The sequence below is a fragment of the Nonomuraea sp. NPDC049714 genome (assembly GCF_044465295.1).
In the GTDB taxonomy this organism is placed as follows: Bacteria; Actinomycetota; Actinomycetes; order Streptosporangiales; family Streptosporangiaceae; genus Nonomuraea.
The window spans coordinates 63,680-82,920 of sequence record NZ_JBITLM010000016.1 but is presented as its reverse complement, the minus strand read 5'-3'; the positions used below and the strand labels follow the sequence as shown (position 1 = coordinate 82,920).

At 68.6% G+C, this 19,241-nt stretch carries 9 protein-coding genes; 1 reads left to right on the top strand and 8 read right to left on the bottom strand.

The annotated features are described in order from the left end of the window. Positions 1-118 precede the first annotated feature (118 nt). The 3 genes from ACIBQX_RS43285 to ACIBQX_RS43275 all read right to left on the bottom strand — a co-directional run bounded on the left by ACIBQX_RS43285 (position 119) and on the right by ACIBQX_RS43275 (position 5,851). The gene (locus tag ACIBQX_RS43285; protein WP_397015286.1) at positions 119-847 is read right to left on the bottom strand and encodes a phytanoyl-CoA dioxygenase family protein; all 729 of its coding nucleotides are present in this window, start codon (positions 845-847) and stop codon (positions 119-121) included. Between the two features lie 1,063 nt (positions 848-1,910). Beyond that, positions 1,911-2,303, bottom strand: a complete 393-nt coding sequence (locus ACIBQX_RS43280) for a GNAT family N-acetyltransferase (RefSeq protein ID WP_397015284.1) — start codon at positions 2,301-2,303, stop codon at positions 1,911-1,913. A gap of 203 nt (positions 2,304-2,506) precedes the next feature. Continuing rightward, entirely contained in the window at positions 2,507-5,851 is a 3,345-nt protein-coding gene (locus ACIBQX_RS43275) for a S8 family serine peptidase (protein ID WP_397015282.1), read from the bottom strand. A 91-nt stretch (positions 5,852-5,942) separates the two neighbouring features. Between ACIBQX_RS43275 and ACIBQX_RS43270 the strand changes: the two genes are divergently transcribed. Further along, positions 5,943-6,959: a TrmB family transcriptional regulator gene (locus tag ACIBQX_RS43270; RefSeq protein WP_397015280.1), complete on the top strand. Its 1,017-nt coding sequence runs from the start codon at positions 5,943-5,945 to the stop codon at positions 6,957-6,959. Between the two features lie 79 nt (positions 6,960-7,038). On the opposite strand, the gene ACIBQX_RS43265 is transcribed toward ACIBQX_RS43270, so the two are convergent. The 5 genes from ACIBQX_RS43265 to ACIBQX_RS43245 all read right to left on the bottom strand — a co-directional run bounded on the left by ACIBQX_RS43265 (position 7,039) and on the right by ACIBQX_RS43245 (position 19,206). Then, entirely contained in the window at positions 7,039-7,863 is an 825-nt protein-coding gene (locus ACIBQX_RS43265; protein WP_397015278.1) for an alpha/beta fold hydrolase, read from the bottom strand. A 291-nt stretch (positions 7,864-8,154) separates the two neighbouring features. Beyond that, positions 8,155-10,941: a glycosyl hydrolase family 95 catalytic domain-containing protein gene (locus ACIBQX_RS43260; RefSeq protein ID WP_397015276.1), complete on the bottom strand. Its 2,787-nt coding sequence runs from the start codon at positions 10,939-10,941 to the stop codon at positions 8,155-8,157. A gap of 97 nt (positions 10,942-11,038) precedes the next feature. Beyond that, on the bottom strand, positions 11,039-14,521 hold the full coding sequence (locus ACIBQX_RS43255) for a ThuA domain-containing protein (RefSeq protein ID WP_397015274.1): 3,483 nt from the start codon (positions 14,519-14,521) through the stop codon (positions 11,039-11,041). 108 nt (positions 14,522-14,629) lie between these two features. After that, positions 14,630-16,375, bottom strand: a complete 1,746-nt coding sequence (locus tag ACIBQX_RS43250) for a ThuA domain-containing protein (RefSeq protein WP_397015272.1) — start codon at positions 16,373-16,375, stop codon at positions 14,630-14,632. A gap of 11 nt (positions 16,376-16,386) precedes the next feature. Continuing rightward, positions 16,387-19,206 carry a PQQ-dependent sugar dehydrogenase gene (locus tag ACIBQX_RS43245; protein ID WP_397015270.1) on the bottom strand — a complete coding sequence of 940 codons (2,820 nt, stop codon included), beginning with the start codon at positions 19,204-19,206 and terminating at the stop codon, positions 16,387-16,389. Between the last annotated feature and the right edge of the window lie 35 nt (positions 19,207-19,241).

Sequence of the window (19,241 nt, the reverse complement as noted above, 5' to 3'; positions counted from 1 at the left end):
ATGATCGCCCATCCAGCGGAGGAGCGACCTAACCAAATGGTGACATCCTTGCGAGATCCGGGTCCGCTGTCCGGTGAAGGCAATGCCGAGTACGGGACCGCGCCGGTACCCGCGGACGTCAGCCCGCCAGTGCCCGTCCCAGGAGATTGCCCGCCTCCGGCGAAACCGGCTGCCTCAGCAGCACCGGCCCCTGCGCCATGAACCGGGGCCCCGCCCCCCGGTGCTCGTCGGCGGCGTGCACGGTGAACGGGTGCACCAGGAACACATCGCCCGGCTCGCCCGTGGCGTACGCCAGCGGAAAGCCCCGCGAGGCCTCGTCGACCACCGGCCCGGCCTTCATCGGGTCCAGCACCTGCCCCGCCAGCGCCGCACCCGCCGCCCGGTGCGAACCCACCCGGATCCGCGTCGGCGCGTCATCCGGGCCCACCCGCGACAGCAACGTCAGCACCAGCATCATCTCCGGCCGCCCGCTGACCGCGTACGTCCCGTCGGGCAGCCCCACATTCGCATCGATGTGCCAGCCTCGATCGTCGACCGCCGCCTTGCCGGGAAACCGTACCGGGATCATGCCCAGCGCGCCCCGCGGCGCCCAGCCGTCCGCCCCGCACACCTCATCCAGCGCCCGCGCCACCCGGGCGCTGCGCGCCATCTCGCCCAGCGGCCCCTGACCGATCAGGTCCGACGCCCACATCACCGGCTCGTCCCAGCCGGACGGATCGCCGGGGGAACGGCCGCCCAGCTGCGCCCACACCTGCGCCAGCGCCGCCTCGGCCAGCTCCGGCGCCACCGTCGCGGCCACCTTCACGAACCCGTCGCGGACGAACGCCTCACCATCGATCTCTGACATGACAACCACCCTAATTACGGGCGCAACCCGATTTGCGGACGGCGGCGCCGCGCGGAGGAGTACCGGATGTACATGCTCTCACCGCCCTCCGACAACGTCCCGGCACGGCGTCGTGTCCTGGCCTGGAAATGTGCGGCGGCGCAACCGCGCAAGACCTGCTCGGCAGGCCCGTGCGCTACCAGGCGCTCACCGCAGAGGACGAATGGCGGGCTTGCCGAACCAGCGGGAGAGGTGGTCGTCCAGGTCGCGCTGATAGAGCTCCGCCGGGCAAAGGCGGGGACGAGGCCGATACCCAGCCCCGCGCCGATCAGAGCCGATCGAGCGGCCCTGCGTTGCCAGTGTCCCTTGCGGGCGCTGACGAAGGGCCGGCCGGCGTACCGCCCTTCGCCGGCTACCGGGTCACCGCGTTCACCCAACGAGGAGGAGAACGCGGTCGGGCTCGGCCAGAAGGCCCGCTGACTACTGGAGGACGAGCTCATCGGCCTGGGCGTCGACTTCACCAAGGGGGAGATGTGGAAGCCGTACACGCCGATGGGCAGTGAGGCGGATGTGTCGCTCCTCGTCCGGATCACGACCGCGACCCGGCTCCGGGCGACCCCGACGCGCGCCGCCCGCTGGGCGGCGCGCGATCTTCTCGTGCTGGTCTGCTCGGCGGGGCGTTCTAGCGCGTACGAGGGCCGAGGCGGACTGGAACCTGGTCGCTGGCGATCCCCCAGTTCGGGCATTTCTTCAAGCGACCCTGATGGCGCCTGGACCGTCGCAGGCGACGCCATCGCGTGCTTCCTCCCGATCAGCGAGAGCTTGGGGATTCACGTCGTCGGCAGGTTTGTTGAGTGTGGGGTGGACCTTGAAAAAGGAGCGCCCCTTTACAATGTAGATTTATACGCGCCGTTCGATTGCCACCACGTGTTTCCTGTCTGCGGCACCAGTGCAGGATCGCGGGAACCGGCACCTTGTACCGCTCCCCTACCCGCCCTGCGGTCGGCGCCGATGACCGCAGGGCGGCCGGCGGCGGGAGGCTCGGAAGACCGGGGACCTCGCTGCGGCCCCCTCCGCGCCAAGCTCAGGCGAGCCGGCGGGCCATGCAGACGGCCATGGGATGGCCGGCGTAGGGACCGTACCCCTCGGTTCGTTCGTAGCCCTCACGCTCGTAGAATCGGATCGCGTCGGGCTGCTTGTCGCCGGTCGTCAGTTGCACAGTGTCGAGCCCACGTCGGCGAGCGTGCTCCTCCAGGTTACGCAGGATGCTCCTGGCCACGTCTGTGCCGCGAGCCTGGGGCGTGACGTACATCCGCTTGATCTCGGCCGTGCCGTCGGGCAGCAGGCGCAGCGCGCCGCAGCCGGTCGCGTTGCCGGCGCTGTCGCGGGCGATGAGGTACACGTCGACGTTCTCCGCAGTGGGCTTATCGGTCTCCTGGTCCGGGATGCCGTAGCGGGCAGCCAGTTCCGCTTCCATCGCGCTACGCAAACGGTCTCCGTCGACACTGTCCCAAGGTTCCTCCGAGATAGTCAGCGTCATGACACTCCAATCACATCATCGTGGGAAAAGCGATCTCATGATCCTTCCTCGAATCTATCCGCCGGATCACCGCGTCGTGCTCCTCCGACGTCGGAGACGGGATCCCGCCGCGCCCGGCAGGCGCGGCGGGATCCCTGGATTCACTTGATCTCGTAGGCCCTGATGACGGTCTCGGTGAAGGAGTTGCCGCCGGTGTCGGCCGCCTTGACGCGCAAAGAGGCGAACTTGCCGTGCGTGCCGGACGGATGCCGGGTCTCGGCGGCCCAGGCGCCCTTGCCGGAGCGGTGCACCAGCGTGGGCAGCCAGGTGCCGCCGTCGTCGTAGGAGATCTCCACGGTGAGCTTGCTGACCCTCAGGTCAGGTGAGCCCTCCTGGCGCTGGACCCGCAGCGGGATGCGCATACGGCCCACCTCCGCACGGTTGTGGGCGTCCAGATCCGGGTTGATCTTGACGGCCATCAACGGCAGCACCTGCCGCTTGCCCGCCTCGGGGGTCTTCGACCGGAACCGCCATTCGGCGCTGACCCGGGTGGACAGCTTCGTCGCGGCCGGGTCGCGGTCAGCGGTCATGGTGAGCCGGTAGTCGGCCGCCTTCCGGTCCACCGGCATCTCGAGGGTGGTGGACAGGTGATCGGCAGTGAAGATCTCCTTGCCGTCACGGTAGAGCTTGGCCTGCGGGTTGCTGTAGTCGACGAAGGAGTGCCGGTCGGGGTTGCCGTCCCCGAACAGCTCGGCGCTCACCTGCAGCCAGTTCTCATCACGCCAGGAGTAGTCGCCGCCCGGGGTCAGCGAGGCCGCGAAGACACCGGTGTTCCAGCGATCGGAGGTCTTCTGTCCAGCGCGGTAGGTGATCGTCTTGTCGGCCCTGTGGAAGAAGAACTGGTCCAGGTCGTCGAACCCGATCGGCGGCACCTGGTACTGGACGAAGGACGGGTACCAGCTGGTGTCGCCGGGCGTGTAGTACTCGGTCCTGGTGAAGGGGAGCGAGAACCGGGACACCTCACCGTAGGGCGTCCATGCCAGCTCCTTCCCGTACAGCACGGGCAGGGCGAAGTGCTCGCCCTGCTTCCCGTCCTGCTGCGTACCGTACGTGGAGGCGACCTTCGCGAGATCGCGGTGGCGCGGGCGGTAGCCGGGGTCGGCGGGAATGCGCGGCTCGGCCTTCATCAGGTGGTAGAAGTACGGGCTGTCGTCGTAGCCGCCATCACCCTTCGGCTTGGCCCACTGCGTCCACCTGTAGTAGGCGAACTGCTTGCTCACCGTACGGGTCGTGGGGATGGCCTTGATGCCTTCGACGCGGTCGGCGCCCCGCATGCCGCTCAGGTCGACGTCCACGCCGAGCGGTTGCATACCGTCGACGAGCTGGAGCATGCCGAGCATGCCGAGCGCCAGCCGTGCCGTCGGCTCCTCCGTCCGTACGTCCACCTGTCCGGCCTCACGGGCGTCAGCGGTGAAGGTACGGTCGGCGTCGAGCGTGAACTCCGGGTCCGCGGCCATCACCACGGCGCCGTCCTGGTCGGCCATGAGGGTGACGACCGTGTAGCGGTGGCCCTTCAGCAACCTGAGATCCAGCGCACCGCTGGAGATGTCGTAGTTGCGCTGTTCCTTGGCGTCGAGGTCGATGACCCCGGCGAAGGCCACCTGAGCGGGCTTACCGTCCGAACCGATGAAGCTCAGCTTGAGCGCGTGCTTCTCCGGCTCCACCCGCATGCCGATGCCGGTGCGCACGGAGACCTCGGCGTTGCCGGCGATGACCGTACCGCTGTACGTGCCGAGCGCGGTGGCCTCGGCGGTCACCTTGACCTGCGCGGTGCCGTGGGCGGGCACCTCCACCGTGGTGGCGCTGAGCTTGAACGGCGTCACCGGCTCACCCTGGCCGTCCTTGGCCGTCACTCTCAGGTCCAGCCGGACGGCGGTGTCGCCGTCGTTGCGGTAGGTGAGCGTACGCTCGCTGGGCGAGGGAACGGGCAGCTCGATGTCCCCCATGTTCAGCGAGGTGGGCTCGGCCGTGACCTGCTGGGTGATGGCGCGGGCGACGTCCACGCGGCCGGAGCCCTGGACGTAGGCGCCGAGCTCGTCGCCGGGCGCGGTGGAGGCCATCAGCGCCGCCTTGATCTGGCCGGCCTTCCAGTCGGGGTGCCGGCCGGCGACGATCGCCGCCGCTCCCGCCACGTGCGGGGTGGCCATGGACGTACCGCTCATGCGCGTGTGGAAGTCGTCCACCGGGGCGCCGGCGGAGGTGCCCGCGGCCCTGGCCGCGACGATGTCCACGCCGGGCGCGATCAGGTCGGGCTTGACCGCGGCGTCGCCGGCGCGCGGGCCGGTGCTGCTGAACCCGGCGACCGTGTCGGCCTCGTGCTGGGAGGCGCCGACCGACAGCGCGTGGTCCGCGCTGCTCGGCGAGCCGAGCGCTTGGGGGCCGTCGTTGCCCGACGCGATGACGAACAGCGTGCCGTACTGCTCCGACAGCGTGTTGACGGCCTGCTCCAGAGGGTCGATGCCGGGAGTGTCGAGGCTGCCGAGGCTGAGGTTCGCGACGCGGGCGCCGTTCTGCGCCGCCCAGGTCATGCCCTCGATGATGGCCGAGTCCGGGCAGTTTCCGCTCTGCTCGCAGATCTTGCCGATCAGCAGCCTCGCGTCGGGAGCGACGCCCTTGTGCTTGCCGCCCGAGGCGGCGCCGGATCCGGCGATCGTGGTGGCGACATGAGTGCCGTGGCCGTTGAGGTCGCGGACGTCGGGCTCGAACGTGAAGTTCTCCGTCTTGGTGACCAGGCCCTGTAGGTCGGGGTGGCCGGGGTCGTAGCCGGTGTCGAGCACCGCGACGGTGACGTCCTTGCCGGTGTGGCCCGCCGCCCATGCCTGGGGCGCGCCGATGCGCGGGACGCTGACGTCGAGAGAGATCTTGGCCTTGCCGTCCAGCCAGATCTTCTCAGGCGCGGACGTCGATCTGGCCTGCGCGGTCAGGGATTTCCAGAGTGTGCCCGCGGCGGCGCGCGGCTCGCTCTGCGCCGTACCGTTGACCGCGGGCAGCGGGCGCCCGCCCGCGACGCGCAGCGCGGCGGTGCCTGCGGGGTACGTCACGATCAGCGGGAGCGCCGGCGTGGCGGCGTCGTCGTAGCCGAGCGAGGCAAGCTGGGTGACGTTGAACAGCCGGGGGTCCAGCCGGCCCGCGGCCAGAAGGGGCATCGCATCGACGGGAACGATGCTGAGCCCTTCCTCGCCCCGGCGGTGGACGAAGTTGATCTTCTCCCTGCTGGGGCCCGGCTCGACGTCGAGCCGGGTCTGCTCGCCGGGGATCGGGCGGAGGGTGACCTTGTCCCCGGTGATGAGGGTGATCGTCTTAGGGGGGCCGGCAACCCCGGTGACCTGCCCTGTCGGGAAGGAGGCCGAGGGGGTGGGGGTGGGGGTGGGTGTCGCTTGGGCCGGTGTGGCGGCGGCCACCAGGGCCGCTATCACGACGCCGGTAAGACCAGTTCTCTGAAGCACATCCCGAGTTCTAATGGCTTGTTAATTTTGGTGACAAGGAGGTTCATGTGGCCTATTGCGGCAACTGCCGGAAGTGGCCAAGATCGTAGGCATGCTTGATGAGGGCCCGGCGCTGGCGGTGGTGGGGGTCAGCGCGTTCGACGAGCGGATCTACCGCGAGGTGCTGGCCTGCCCCGGTATCACCGTGCAGGAGCTCGTCATGCGGAGCGGGGAGAACCCGGGGCGCATCCAGACGTCACTGAGCAGACTGCGCGCCAGGGGCCTGGTCAGCCGCCTGTGGGGGCGGTCACCCCGCTGGACGGCGACGAACCCGGGGACCGCCATCCGCTCGCTGGTGCGCGGCCTGCAGAGCGACCTGGACCGGCTCACCGACACGGCCGACCAGTTGGAGGCGGCCTTCCGCACCGCCGGGCAGGATCTTGAGGAGGGTGGCCAGTTCGAGGTCCTGGCGGGGCCCGAGGAGCAGGCCCGCTGGTACGTCCGGCTGCAGCAGGAGGCCAAGGAGGAGGTGCTGACCTTCGACCGGCCTCCGTACGTGCTGGACTATCACAATCCGCTCCAGACCGCCCTGCTCCGCAAAGGCGTCCGTTATCGGACCATCTACGTGCCGGAGGCGTTCGATCACGCGGGAGCGCTGCAGGAGCTGGGCAGCCTGGTCAAGGCGGGCGAGGAGGCGCGGGTCCTGCCCGAACTGCCGTTCAAGATGGCGCTCGTCGACCGCTGGCGAGCGGTCATGCCGCTGCACATGGATCCACCGTTGACGCGCGGCGTGCTGATCAAGGGGTCCACCATGGTGGTGGCCCTGGTCGAGCTGTTCGAGCACCTGTGGAAGCAGGCGCTGCCGATGGGCTCTCAATCCACGCTCCCTGACGACGCGCCGGAGCCGGCCTCCGAACCCGGCCGCGGCGAGGAGTGGGCGGAGCTCACCCAGGAGGATCGCCAGCTCCTGACACTGCTCTCGGCCGGACTCAAGGACGACGCCATCGCCCGCCAACTCGGCACCAGCCCGAGGAGCCTCCGCCGCCGCCTGCGTCACCTCCTGGACGAACTGGACGCCGAGACCCGCTTTCAGGCAGGCGCCCAGGCCAGCCGCCGCGGCCTCATCTGACCTCCCCGCGAGCCAGCGGCACCTTGTCCCGCCTCGTCGGCGCACCCGCCACCGAACCGATCGCCCGCCGCGCTGAACTTCACTGCCTGATGAACTCGAGCAGGTCGGCGTTGATCGTCTCGGCGTGGGTGGTCGGCATGCCATGGGGGAAGCCTGTGTACGTCTTCAGCGTGCCGTTCCGCAGAAGCTCGGCCGACAGCGGAGCCGAGTTCTCGTAGGGAACGATCTGGTCGTCATCACCGTGCATGACCAGCGTCGGCACGGTGATCTTCTTGAGGTCCTCGGTGAAGTCGGTCTGCGAAAACGCCACGATACCGTCGTAATGGGCCTTCGCACTGCCCATCATGCCCTGCCGCCACCAGTTCTGGACGAGCGCCTCCGACAGCTCCGCACCCGGCCGGTTGAAACCGTAGAACGGGCCGGACGGGAGCGCCCGGTAGAACTCCGAGCGGTTGGCCGCGAGCTGGTTCTGCAGGTCGTCGAAGACACTCTTGGGCAGGCCACCGGGGTACGCGTCGGTCCGCACCATCAACGGCGGGACCGCGGCGAGGAGCGCCGCCTTGGCGACGCGCGACTCGCCGTGGCGGGCGAGGTAGCGCACGACCTCCCCGCCGCCGGTGGAGTGTCCGATGTGAACGGCGTCACTCAGATCAAGGTGCGCGGTGACGGCGGCCAGGTCGTCGGCGTAGTGGTCCATGTCGTGACCCTCGCTGACTTGAGCCGACCGGCCGTGACCGCGGCGATCGTGGGCGATGACGCGGTAGCCGTTCCGCAGGAAGAACAGCATCTGGCTGTCCCAGTCGTCCGACGACAGAGGCCAGCCGTGGCTGAAGACGATCGGCTGCCCGCTCCCCCAGTCCTTGTAGAAGATCTCGGTACCGTCTTCGGTCGTGATCGTGGGCATGTGGGACTCCGTCCAGGTACGCGAGGCAGTGCCCCGCCTGAGCTGCGACGGCTCCCGGAGGCAGGCCGGGACCGTCTTGGCTGACGACACCATCCTGATCGGACCGTCACCGGGGCAGGTGCCGTCACATGACTGTCCCGCCATTGAAAGCCACATCCAGTCACTCCGAATCAAGCCACGCCGAACAGCAGAACAACGTGAACCGATCTTCCTGAGCAACCCCGCCACGCAATCGGCCGCTCGACTGCGGCGCTGACGGGCCGGCCGACCGGCATGTAGGGCTGAACGCGGTCACGCGCTCGTGATCGTCCATTGGTTGTTGGTGCTGCTGTTCGGCGTCCACAAGGCGACGGCGGAGCCGGCGGTGCTGTTGCCCATGCCGTCCAGGGCGGTGCCGGTGCCTCGGTTGATGATCTGGTGGCGGCCGTTGCCCGTACTGTTGAGTCGCCACTGCTGGTCGGCGCCGCCGTTCCAGGCCGACTGCCGGGCATTGGCGCCGTTGGCGGTGTTGCCCCAGCTGTCGATGACCATGGCGTTGGCGCGGTTGACGATGCGGTACCAGCCGTCGCCCAGGTCCACGAGCTGCCACTGCAGGTTGGTGCTGCCGTCCCAGTTCCACTGCTTGAGGTTCGACCCGGCGACGACGTTCCCACCGCTGTCCAGTACCAGGCCGGTGGTCGCATTGGTGATCCGCACGTAGCTCACCGGCGCAGGGCCGGACCCGGTCATGCGGTACGTATGACCGGCCTGGCCGGTCAGTCCGATGACGTCGTTCTCGGGTTCGGCGACGGTGACGGTATCGCCGGTCGTGGCGTCGACCACCTCGTAGGTTCCGGCGAAGATCCGGCTGCGCACGTTGACCGTCCCGTCACGGTCGAACCTGATGAGGATCTCGGTGGCCCCGCCGGAGCTCCATGTCGCGTCCACGGTGTGGCCGCCGCGTCCCCGAAGGCCCTGCACCTTGCCGTTCGGCCAGGCCGGCGGCAGTGCCGGCAGCACGTGCAGCTCGCCGTTGTGGCTGTGCAGCAACATCTCGGCGATGCCGGACGTGGCGCCGAAGTTGCCGTCGATCTGGAACGGCGGGTGCAGGTCGAACATGTTCGGCGCCAGCCGGTCCGTCGTCACCAGGCGACGGAGCAGCGCGTGCGCCCGGCTGCCTTCCTCCATCCGCGCCCAATAGTTGATCTTCCAGGCGAGTGACCAGCCGGTCCCGTCGTCCCCGCGTAGTTCGAGGGTGCGCCGCGCGGCGGTGTAGAGACCCGGAGTGCCGCGCTTGGTGATCTGGTTGCTGGGATGCAGGCCGTACAGGTGGGAGATGTGCCGATGGGCGGGCTCGGTCTCGACCCAGTCGTACAGCCACTCCTGGATGTTGCCGCGCGAGCCGATCTTCATCGGCGGGAGCCGGTCCCGGGCGGCCAGGACCCGCGCCCGGAAGTCGGCGTCGACACCGAGCGCCTGGGCGGCCTCGGCGCAGTCGTTGAACAGATCTCGCAGGATCTGGTTGTCCATGGTGGGGCCGGCGCAGACGCTGGCGCCCGCGTGGTGGGCGAGTTCCGGAGAGTTCGACGGGTTGGTGACCAGATACCCGAGATTCGGCTCCTGCACGAGGGTCTCGAGGAAGAACTGCGCGGCGCCTCTCATCGCGGGGTAGTACCGCCGGAGGAACTCCAGGTCGCCGGTGAAGCTGTAGTGGTCCCAGACGAGGGTGGCCAGCCAGGCGCCGCCGGTCTGCCACATGCCCCAGAACGCGCCGTCCACGACCGACGTCCCCCGCCACGCGTCGGTGTTGTGATGGGTCACCCAACCGCCGGCGTTGTACTGGACGCGGGCCGTTCGGGCGCCGCTGACCGCGAGTTCGTCCATCATGGCGAACACCGGCTCGTAGCACTCGGACAGGTTCGTTGTGTCGGCCGGCCAATAGTTCATCGGCAGATTCGCGTTGATGGTGTATTTCGAGTCCCAGGCCGGCGTGAGCGAATCGTTCCAGATGCCCTGCAGGTTGGCCGGTTGCGTGCCCGGCCGCGAGGAGGAGATCAGCAGGTATCGGCCGTACTGGAACAGCAGCGCGGAGAACTGCGGGTCGTCGGTGTTCGCGTGCTGCGCGATCCGCACGTCGGTCGGCTGGTCGGCTGCCGCCGTCCGGCCGAGGTCAAGCGTCGTGCGCCCGAACAACCGCTGGTAATCGGCGACGTGCCGGCCGCGCAGGTCGTCGTAGGTCCTGCCGGTGGCCGCGTCGAGATGGCGCCGCGCGATGCCCTGGTAGTCACCGCCGACGTCGCGGAAGTCGCGGTAACTGGAGCCGATGGACACCAGCACCAGCACGCTGTTGGCGGACGTGACCTGCAGCGTGCCGCCGGAACTTCTGACGCTGCCGCCTTCGGCGACGGCCCGCGCCAGCGCCAGGTACCGGACCGAGCCGGCCACTCCCTCCATGTCTCCCGAGATGCCGTCGAGCGCGACCGTGGTCCCGTCCGGGCTGGAGCGCGTCGCTCGTTGCGGGCTGCCGAACGTCGCGGAGAACGTGATCGAGCCCGGCCTGTCGGCGGTCAGACGGATGGCGATCACCTGATCGGGCGCGCTCGCGAGTACCTCGCGCCGGTACCGGACGCCGTTCTGCAGATAGGACACGGCCGTGGTGGCCGTGGTGAGGTCCAGATAACGGTTGTACTCCGCGACCCCGGCGGCGCTGCCGAAGCCGAGCCGCAGATCACCGACGGTCTGGTAGGCCAACTGTCCCGCCGGGTTTCCCCGCATGTTCTGGTCGATCATCGTCTGGGCCTGGCTCCACTGGTTCTGGAAGACCAGTTGCCGGATCTGCCCCAGCGCCGCCGCCCCTCGGGGATTGCTCTGGTCGTACGGTCCGCCGGCCCAGACGGTGTCCTCGTTGAGCTGCAACCGCTCGGTGTCGGCGTTGCCGAACACCATGGCGCCCAGACGGCCGTTGCCGATCGGGAGCGCGCGCAGCCAGTCCGCGCCGGCGCTCTCGTCGTACCACAGGGCCAGCTCGTTTGCGGCGCTCACCTGGGGAGGGGGCGCCGAGGCGGCCCGAGCGGCGGCCGTCCACCCCAGCGGCAACATCGCTGCTCCAGATCCTGCCGCGCCTAATTTCAGCACTTGCCTTCGCGATAGATCAGACATCTCGAATCTCGCTCCCTACGGAGGCGTCGCATGGGAATCAGACGCGGGTCCACTTCTGGTTGTTCTGGCCGTCGCACGCCCAGATCTGCACCTTGGTGCCGTTGGCGGTGCCGGCGCCGCTGACGTTCAGGCACTTGTTCGCTCCGACGGCCGTGATGTCGCCGTCGGCGTCGAGGCGCCATTTCTGGTTGTTCTGGCCGCTGCAGTCCCAGATGATCACCGCGGTGCCGTCCGCCGTCCCGGCCCCGTTCACGTCCAGGCACTTGTTGCCGTACACCCGGAGCTCACCCGAACCGGTCGACGTCCACTGCTGGTTGGGCTGCCCATTGCAGTCCCAGATCTGCACCTGCGCGCCGTTCGTCTGCGTGGCTCCGTTGAGGTCCAAGCACCGGTTCGACCCCACACCCCGCAGCGCGCTCGTGCTGCCCGGAGGTGAGCCGTCCCCCTGCCCGACGCCCTTGCCGTTGAAGGAGATGGAGTCCACGTCGAACGAGTTCGCGGACGGCGCCTTGAACACGATGTGGACATTGCGGGTACCGCCGGGGTCGGTGACCTGCACCGCGGGCAGCGACACGTAGGTGTTCCATCCCCCGGTCGCCGGCACGGGGCGGGAGGCGAGGAGGGCCCCGGTCGGCGAGTCGGCGTGCAGTTCGATGGACGCCCCGGTGTTGGACGGCGCCGAGACGCGGAAGGACACCGTGTCGATCCCGGACAGGTTGATCGGGCTGAAGGAGATCCAGTCATTGTTGGAGATGTCACCGATGCGCCTGCCGCCTTCGGCTCCGGACTCGTCGATGACGCGGATTCCGGACGAGCCGGTGAAGTGCTCGGCCTGCTTGTGTTTCGGCTGCAGGGTGAGGCCGGCGGAGCCCTTCAGGCCGCCCCTGTCGGTGTAGTCGGCGGACAGGACGTAGTAGACGTTGGCGGCCTCGTCATGGCCGGAGGCGGTGGTCGTGACCGTCCCGGAGCAACCGGTGTACTGGCCGGTGTCGTGGGCGTGCTGGTCATGGCCGAGCGCGGTGATCACGTTGACCTTGGTGCAGTCGGCGGCGCCGTCCTCGGCGTCGGTGACGTTCACCGTGTAGTCCACCTCGTCGCCGAAGTCGATGAACCCGCCGTCGGGTGGAGCCGAGAAGGCCACCTTGGGACGGGTGTTGCCGACGACGATGGGCAAGGTGACGCTGCCCGTCTTCCCGCCGGAGTCCCGTACGGTCAGCTTGGCCGTGTAGGTGCCGTTGGTGTTGTAGGTGTGGGAGGGGTCGGCGCTGGTGGAGGCCCCGCCGTCGCCGAAGTCCCACGCGTAGGTGATCGCATCGCCGTCGGGGTCGGTCGAGCCGGCCGAGGAGAACGCCACCGCCAGCGGTGCCGCGCCCGAGTCGGGGTCGGCGCTCGCCTTGGCCAGGGGCGCGCGGTTTCCGGCCACGTAGTCGACACGGTAAATGCTGTCATCGGTGTTCGCGTGACCGAAGCCGTTGCCCCAGTCGGCCATGTACAGCGCTCCGTCCGGGCCGAACTTCATGTCGATCGGCGCACGCGGGGCGAGCTGTGCCACAAAGGGGTTGATCTTCAGGAGGTTGCCCGAGGTGTCCAGGCGGAACTCCTTGACGAAGTTGCGGCTCCATTCATAGAAGAACGGCGTGCCGTCGAAGTACTCGGGGAACTTTCGGTCTGAGCCGCCGGCCGGGTCGTAGCGGTAGAACGGGCCGCCCATCGGGGCGGCGCCGCCGCAGCAGTCGATTTCGGGGAACTCGGCCGAGGCGTGGTAGTCGTACCACACGGTAGCGGGCTTGGCCGCAGGCAGGTTGGTCAGGCCGGTGTTGTTGGGCGAGTTGTTGACCGGCGCTGAGCAGGTGAACTTCCCGCCGGAGGTGCTGGTGGCGAAGTTGTAGTCGTTGAACGGGAGGTTGTTGCCGACGCAGTACGGCCAGCCGTAGAAGCCGGGCTGCTTGATCAGGTTCCACTCGACGGTGCCCTCGGGACCGCGGCTGGGGTTCGCGGCGCCCGCATCCGGACCGTAGTCGCCCACCGAGATCCAGCCCGTCACCTTGTCGACCGAGAAGCGGAACGGGTTGCGGAAGCCCATCGCGTAGATCTCCGGCCGGGTCTTGGCGGTGCCCGCCGCGAACAGGTTGCCGGACGGGATCGTGTAGGTGCCGTCGGGCTCGGGGTGGATGCGCAGGATCTTGCCGCGCAGGTCGTTGGTGTTGGCCGAGGACCGCTGAGCATCGTAGTGCTCCCGGCCCGGCCGCTCGTCGATCGGGGCGTACCCGCTGGACCCGTTGGGATTGGTGTCGTCACCCGGACCGATGTACAGGTTCCCGGCCGGCCCGAACGCGAGGTAGCCGCCGGTGTGGCCGGGCTCGTCGACGTTGCGGTACGCGGGAACCTCGATGATCTTCTTCTCGCTCGCCAGGTCGAGGCTGGTCCCGTTGAACGTGAACCTTGATACCCGGTTCACCTCACCGCTGTTGGACGGCGAGTAGTTGACGTAGATCCAGCCGTTGGTGGCGAAGCTCGGGTCCAGCGCCAGCCCGATGCCGCCGTCCTCGCCGCCGTCGTACACCGACAGGGTGCCGATGACGCGCGTGCCCCCGCCATTGGCGGGGATCATGTTCACCTTGCCGGAGCGCGAGATGTAGAAGACCCGGCCGTCGGCGGCCACGTCCAGCTCCATCGGCTGGTCCGGTGCGCCGTCGAGGGTCACCTTCTGGAACCGGGCCGCGACCGTGCCGCCGCAGTCACCCGGCGCCGCGCCCGCCGCCCACTGCACCGCACCCAGCAGGTGCTGTTCGAACAGGGGCTCCGCATAGGAGGACGCCTGGTGGCCCATCGCGGTGGCCCACACCCGGCCGCCCTCCGGGTTGTGACACCAGGAGATCGGGTGGTCGGCGCCCATCTTGTTCGGCCCCGCGTCATACGTGGTCTCGTCCGCGGTCACCAGCACGTGCACCGAGCCCCGCATGTTCTTGTCGAAGTTGTACCACTCTTCCGGACGCACCCACCGATCCGGCAGCCCTTTCGTGGAGGGGTGAGCCTTGTCGGCCACCTTGGCGGTGCCCTGCAGGATCGACGAATGCGCGGTCATGTGGGCACCGGCCAGGACGACCTGGTCCCACCAGGGAAACTGCGCTTCGATGTTCATGTCGGTGGCGTTGTGGATCGCGACGACGCCGTGACCACCGCGCACATAGGCCTGGAAGGCCTGACGCTGAGCATCGTTGTCCCACACCATGCCGTTGGTCTGGAACATGATCACCGCGTCGTAGGCGGCCAGGGTCGCGGTCGTGAAGACGGCGGAGTCCTCGCTGTGGTCGAGCTGGAAATTGTTGTCGGTCGCCAGCCGCTGGAACATCGCGACACCTGCGGGGATGGAGTCATGCCGGAAGGCGCCGCTCGCCGTCTCGGTGAACAACAGCACCCTGAACTGCGGTGCGGCCGCATGCGCCACTTGTGGCGACAAGGACATCAACAGCCCTGACAAGGCTGCGACCAGGGCGGAGAACAGGCGTGATCTTCGCATGAAGGATCTCCTGAGGGGGTTGCCGGCAACGGTCGGGGTCGGAGGTGACGAGGGGAGGCTCGCGCGGCCCCTCGACGGGGGCCGCGCGCCGGCGTGTGACCGAGGGCCTCAGCGGGTCCAGCGTTGGTTGGTTGCTCCGGTGCAGGTCCAGATGCGCGCCTTGGTGCCGTTGCCGGTGCCGTTGACGTCCAGGCACTTGTTCGCGCCGATGGCGGTGATGCTGCCGTCGGTGTTGAGGCGCCACTTTTGGTTGTTCTGGCCGTTGCAGGTCCAGATGATCACCGCGGTGCCGTCCGCGGTCCCGGCCGCGTTCACGTCCAGGCACTTGCCGCCGTAGACCCGCAGCTCACCGGCGCTGGTCGAGGTCCACTGCTGGTTGGGCTGCCCGTTGCAGTCCCAGATCTGCGCCTGCGCGCCGTTGGCCTGCGACGCGCCGCTGACGTCCAGGCACCGGTTCGACCCCACACCCCGCAGCGCGCTCGTACTGCCCGGGGTGCTGGACAGTTCCTTGATACGGATGTTGCGGAAGGACACCACGTCGCCGGACCCGTGGTTCTGGATGCCGATGTGGCCCTGCTGGAGCGAGCGGACCGGATCTGTGTTGGTGAAGTCGTTGATTCTGGTGCCGTTCAGGAACACCTGCAGCCGCTCACCCTCCACCAGCAGCTCATAGGTGTTCCACTGCCCCGGCGGGTTCAGCGCCGCGTCCCGGGCGGTGATGTCGGCGGCCTTGAACCCGTAGATCGCCCCGGTCGTCTTGTCCGGTGTGTCGGTTGCATCGATCTGCACCTCGTATCCGGTGTTGAGCGCCGCGTTGGGGTCAGTGGTGGCCGGGAACCCGACGATCACGCCGGAGTTGGAGTCGCCGGTCAGCTTCCAGTCGAGCTTGAGGGAGTAGGAACGGAACTCCTTGGCGTTGTGCCACAACATCCCCATGCCGCCCTGGGAGGTCAGCGTGGCGTCGCTGTTGGCGAACGACCCCGGCCCCGCTTGCGACCAGCCCGTCGTCGAGCCGTTGTACAACGTCGTGTACCCGGTCTCTGGACGGCAGTCGGCGTTGATGGCCTTGGCCGCGTACCGGATCCCGCCGAGCAGCAGCGTGCGGAAGTTCGGATCGGCGTAAGACTCGCGGGTGTGCCCCAGACCGGTGTAGAACGCGCGGCCGGAGGACTGGGGGTGGCACCAGGTGATCGGGTGATCGCCCATGCCGCCGCCGCTGTAGCTGCCCTCGTCCAGACTCTGCAGTACCCGGACGTTCGGGCGGGGGTTGGCGCGGTAGTTGTACCATTCGTCGGTGCGTGACCAGGTCGTCCCGAGGTGAGCGGTCGCGGCGTGCGCCCGGTCCTCGTTCCGTACGGTGGCCTGCTGGATCGCCGGGTGGTTGGTGAACCAGGCCCCCATCAGTTGTCCGTAGTACGGCCAGTCGTACTCGGTGTCCGCGGCCGAATGCACTCCTACGTAACCGCCTCCGCCGTCCACGTACGCCTGGAAGGCGGCCTGCTGGTCGTCGTTGAGCACATCACCGGTCGTGTTGAGGAACACCACCGCCTTGTACTGGGCCAGGTTGGCCGCGACGAAGGCGTTCGAGTCCTCGGTCGCGTCGACGGCGAAGTCGTTGGCGGCCCCCAGCTCGCGGATGGCCTGGATCCCGGTGGAGATCGAGTCGTGCCGGAACCCGGCCGTCTCGGAGAACACCAGCACATTGAAGGCCGCGGCCTGGGCGGGGATGGCGGGGATCACCGTCGTGGCGACGGTGATCGCCACCACCGCCATTGACAGGCGTCGCAGCACAGAGGTCTTTCGGTCGCTCCCGGCGGTGCGCCCGAGGGCGGCGGGGGTCGGATGTCGCAGCATGAGTGTCCCTTTCAGACGCGGGTCCAGCGCTGGTTGGTTCCTCCGGTGCAGGTCCAGATGCGCGCCTTGGTGCCGTTGGCGGTGCCGTTGACGTCCAGGCACTTGTTCGCGCCGATGGCGGTGATGCTGCCGTCGGCGTTGAGGCGCCACTTCTGGTTGTTCTGGCCGTTGCAGTCCCAGATGATCACCGCGGTGCCGTCCGCGGTCCCGGCCGCGTTCACGTCCAGGCACTTGCCGCCGTAGACCCGCAGCTCACCGACGCTGGTGGCGGTCCACTGCTGGTTGGGCTGCCCGTTGCAGTCCCAGATCTGCGCCTGCGCGCCGTTGGCCTGCGAGGCGCCGTTGACGTCCAGGCATCGCCCCGATCCCACACCCGTGAACGCACTCGTGCTCCCCGAGGGCGGGGTGCCGGTGTCGAAGGTGAAGGCGTCCAGGTCGAACAGGTGACCTTGTCCGGTCGGGCCGCGGAAGACCAGATACAGCGTCGTCGTGCCGGCCGGGGCGCCGCTGAGGTTGGCCGAGACGTCGGTGAAGGTGTCCCAGCCGCCGGTGCTCGCCACGTTCGCCGTTCCCAGCAGTGTGCCTGTCGCCGAGCCCGCCCGCACCTCGATCCTGCCGCCCGCGCCGTCCGAGGACACCCGGGCGGTGATCCTCGTCGCGTCGCCCAGGTGGTACGGCTGGAAGGAGATCCAATCGCCGTCATCGGTGAAGCCGACCGTCTTGCCGCCTTCCGCGGTGGCGTGGTCGGCACTCTGGATGCCCTGCTGGGCACCGAAGTGCTCCGCCTGCCGGTGCCGCGGCTGGAGCGTACGGGCGCTGGTGGAGGTCAGACCGCCCTGGTCGGTGTAGGAGGCCTCGAAGACGCCGTAGATGTTGGCCGCGGCGTCGTGCTCACCGTCGACCGGCACCGAGATGGAGCCCGAGCAGCCGGTCTTGGAGGTGATCTGGTGGCGGTGGCTGTCGTGGCCGAGGAAGTAGGCGACGGTGACCTCGTCGCAGTCGACCGTGCCGTCCTCCGGGTCGCTGACGGTGACCTGGAAGGGCACGGTGTCGCCGAAGGAGAACGGTTGCCCGTCGGCAGGGGTGGTGAGGCTGACCGTCGGTGCGGTGTTGCCGACGGTCACGATCACGCTCGCCGTGCCGGTGAGACCCTGCGGATCCCGGACCGTGAGCGTCACCGTGTAGGCGCCGTTCGTGGTGTAGGTCTTGCTCGGATTCGCTGCCGTGGAGGTGGTGCCGTCGCCGAAGTTCCACGCGTAGGTCAGCGCGCCGCCCTCCGGATCCGAGCTGCCCGCCGAGGAGAAGTTCACCGCCAGCGGAGCCGGTCCCGACGTCTTGTCGGCGGACGCCTGGGCGATCGGATTGCGGTTGGCGTCGCCGATGTACTCGATGCGATACAGCGCCTGGTTGTTGTTCCCGGTGCCGTAGTCGAGGACGTACAGGGCCCCGTCAGGACCGAAGGCCATGTCCATCACCTGCGTCCCCGACCAGGGGAACGCCGAGATCTCCCCGTGGGCGCCGTCCGGCTTGACCTCGATCGCCTTGATCCAGCGCCGGCCGTATTCACCGGCGAAGTATCGCCCGTCGAGCGCCTGGGGGAACTTGACGGCCGAGTTCAGGCCGGGATCGTAACGGTAGACGGGGCCGCCCATCGGCGACTCCGACCCGGAGCCGAACTCCGGTGGGCTTCCGGCGTCCCCCGCGTACCGGATCCACGCCGGCTTCGCCGGAGGCAGCGTGGTCAGGCCGGTGTTACGGAAGGAGTTGTTGGCCGGGCCGCCCGCGCAGTCGTACTTCGGACCGGTGCTGTTGGTGGCGAAGTTCCATTCGTTGTAGGTCTCGCCGGTGGTGTTCGTGCCCGTGCAGTACGGCCATCCGTAGTTGCCCGGACCGGTGATGCGGTCGAACTCCACCTGCCCGCTCGGCCCGCGGCTGGAGCTGGTCACACCCGCGTCCGGCCCGTAGTCGCCGAGGTAGACGATGCCGGTCGCCTTGTCCACGCTCATCCGGAACGGGTTGCGGAGGCCCATCGCGTAGATCTCCGGCCGGGTCTTCGCCGTCCCTGGCGGGAACAGGTTGCCGCCGGGGATCGTGTAGGTGCCGTCAGGCTGCGGTTTGATGCGCAGGAGCTTGCCACGCAGGTCGTTGGTGTTGGCGGCCGAGCGCTGGGCGTCGAACTGTGGGTTGCGGTTGGTCCGCTCGTCCAGCGGGGAGTATCCGCTCGACTCGAACGGGTTGGTGTCGTCGCCGGTGGTCAGATATAAGTTGCCGGCGGCGTCGAAGTCGATGTCCCCGCCCACGTGACAGCACTGGCCGCGGTCGTTCTGGACCCGGAGGACCACCTTCTCGCTGGTCATGTCGAGAGTGTCGTCCGCCTTGAGGGTGAACCGGGACAGGTACAGCTCGCCCTTCCACTGGTCGAACTGGGCCTGCGTGCCGGTGCTGGGCGCATCACCGTTCGGCGTGCTCAGCCGCGGGGAGTAGTAGATCCAGAGGTACCGGTTCGACGCGAAGCCGGGGTCGACCGCCACTCCCTGCAGGCCCTCCTCGTCGTGGGTGTAGACGTTGAGCCTGCCGGCCACCTTCGTGTTGCCGTTGGCATCGGTGACACGCAGCGTGCCGTCGCGCGCCGTGTGCACCACCGACCGGTCCGGCATCACGGCCAGCGACATCGCCTCACCCAGTTCAGCGCCACCCGACGCGAGAGACACCTGCTGGTAGTCGGACGGCGGGATGTCGAGGGCGTTCGCCGGGGAGGCGGCGAGCGTGAGTGCTCCGGAAGTGATGAGCGCCATCGTGGTCAGCAAGGTGAGCCACGGACGTCGGGACATGAGTGTTCCCTCCTGCAAAGGAAGACCGGTCAGGG

What these genes read in the sequence shown, in the direction of transcription:
- ACIBQX_RS43260 (WP_397015276.1), bottom strand. Translation starts at nt 10,941, where the DNA reads ATGTTGCCGCTGGGGTGGACGGCCGCCGCTCGGGCCGCCTCGGCGCCC.
- ACIBQX_RS43255 (WP_397015274.1), bottom strand. Translation starts at nt 14,521, where the DNA reads ATGCGAAGATCACGCCTGTTCTCCGCCCTGGTCGCAGCCTTGTCAGGG.
- ACIBQX_RS43250 (WP_397015272.1), bottom strand. Translation starts at nt 16,375, where the DNA reads ATGCTGCGACATCCGACCCCCGCCGCCCTCGGGCGCACCGCCGGGAGC.
- ACIBQX_RS43285 (WP_397015286.1), bottom strand. Translation starts at nt 847, where the DNA reads ATGTCAGAGATCGATGGTGAGGCGTTCGTCCGCGACGGGTTCGTGAAG.
- ACIBQX_RS43280 (WP_397015284.1), bottom strand. Translation starts at nt 2,303, where the DNA reads ATGGAAGCGGAACTGGCTGCCCGCTACGGCATCCCGGACCAGGAGACC.
- ACIBQX_RS43245 (WP_397015270.1), bottom strand. Translation starts at nt 19,206, where the DNA reads ATGTCCCGACGTCCGTGGCTCACCTTGCTGACCACGATGGCGCTCATC.
- ACIBQX_RS43270 (WP_397015280.1), top strand. Translation starts at nt 5,943, where the DNA reads ATGCTTGATGAGGGCCCGGCGCTGGCGGTGGTGGGGGTCAGCGCGTTC.
- ACIBQX_RS43265 (WP_397015278.1), bottom strand. Translation starts at nt 7,863, where the DNA reads ATGCCCACGATCACGACCGAAGACGGTACCGAGATCTTCTACAAGGAC.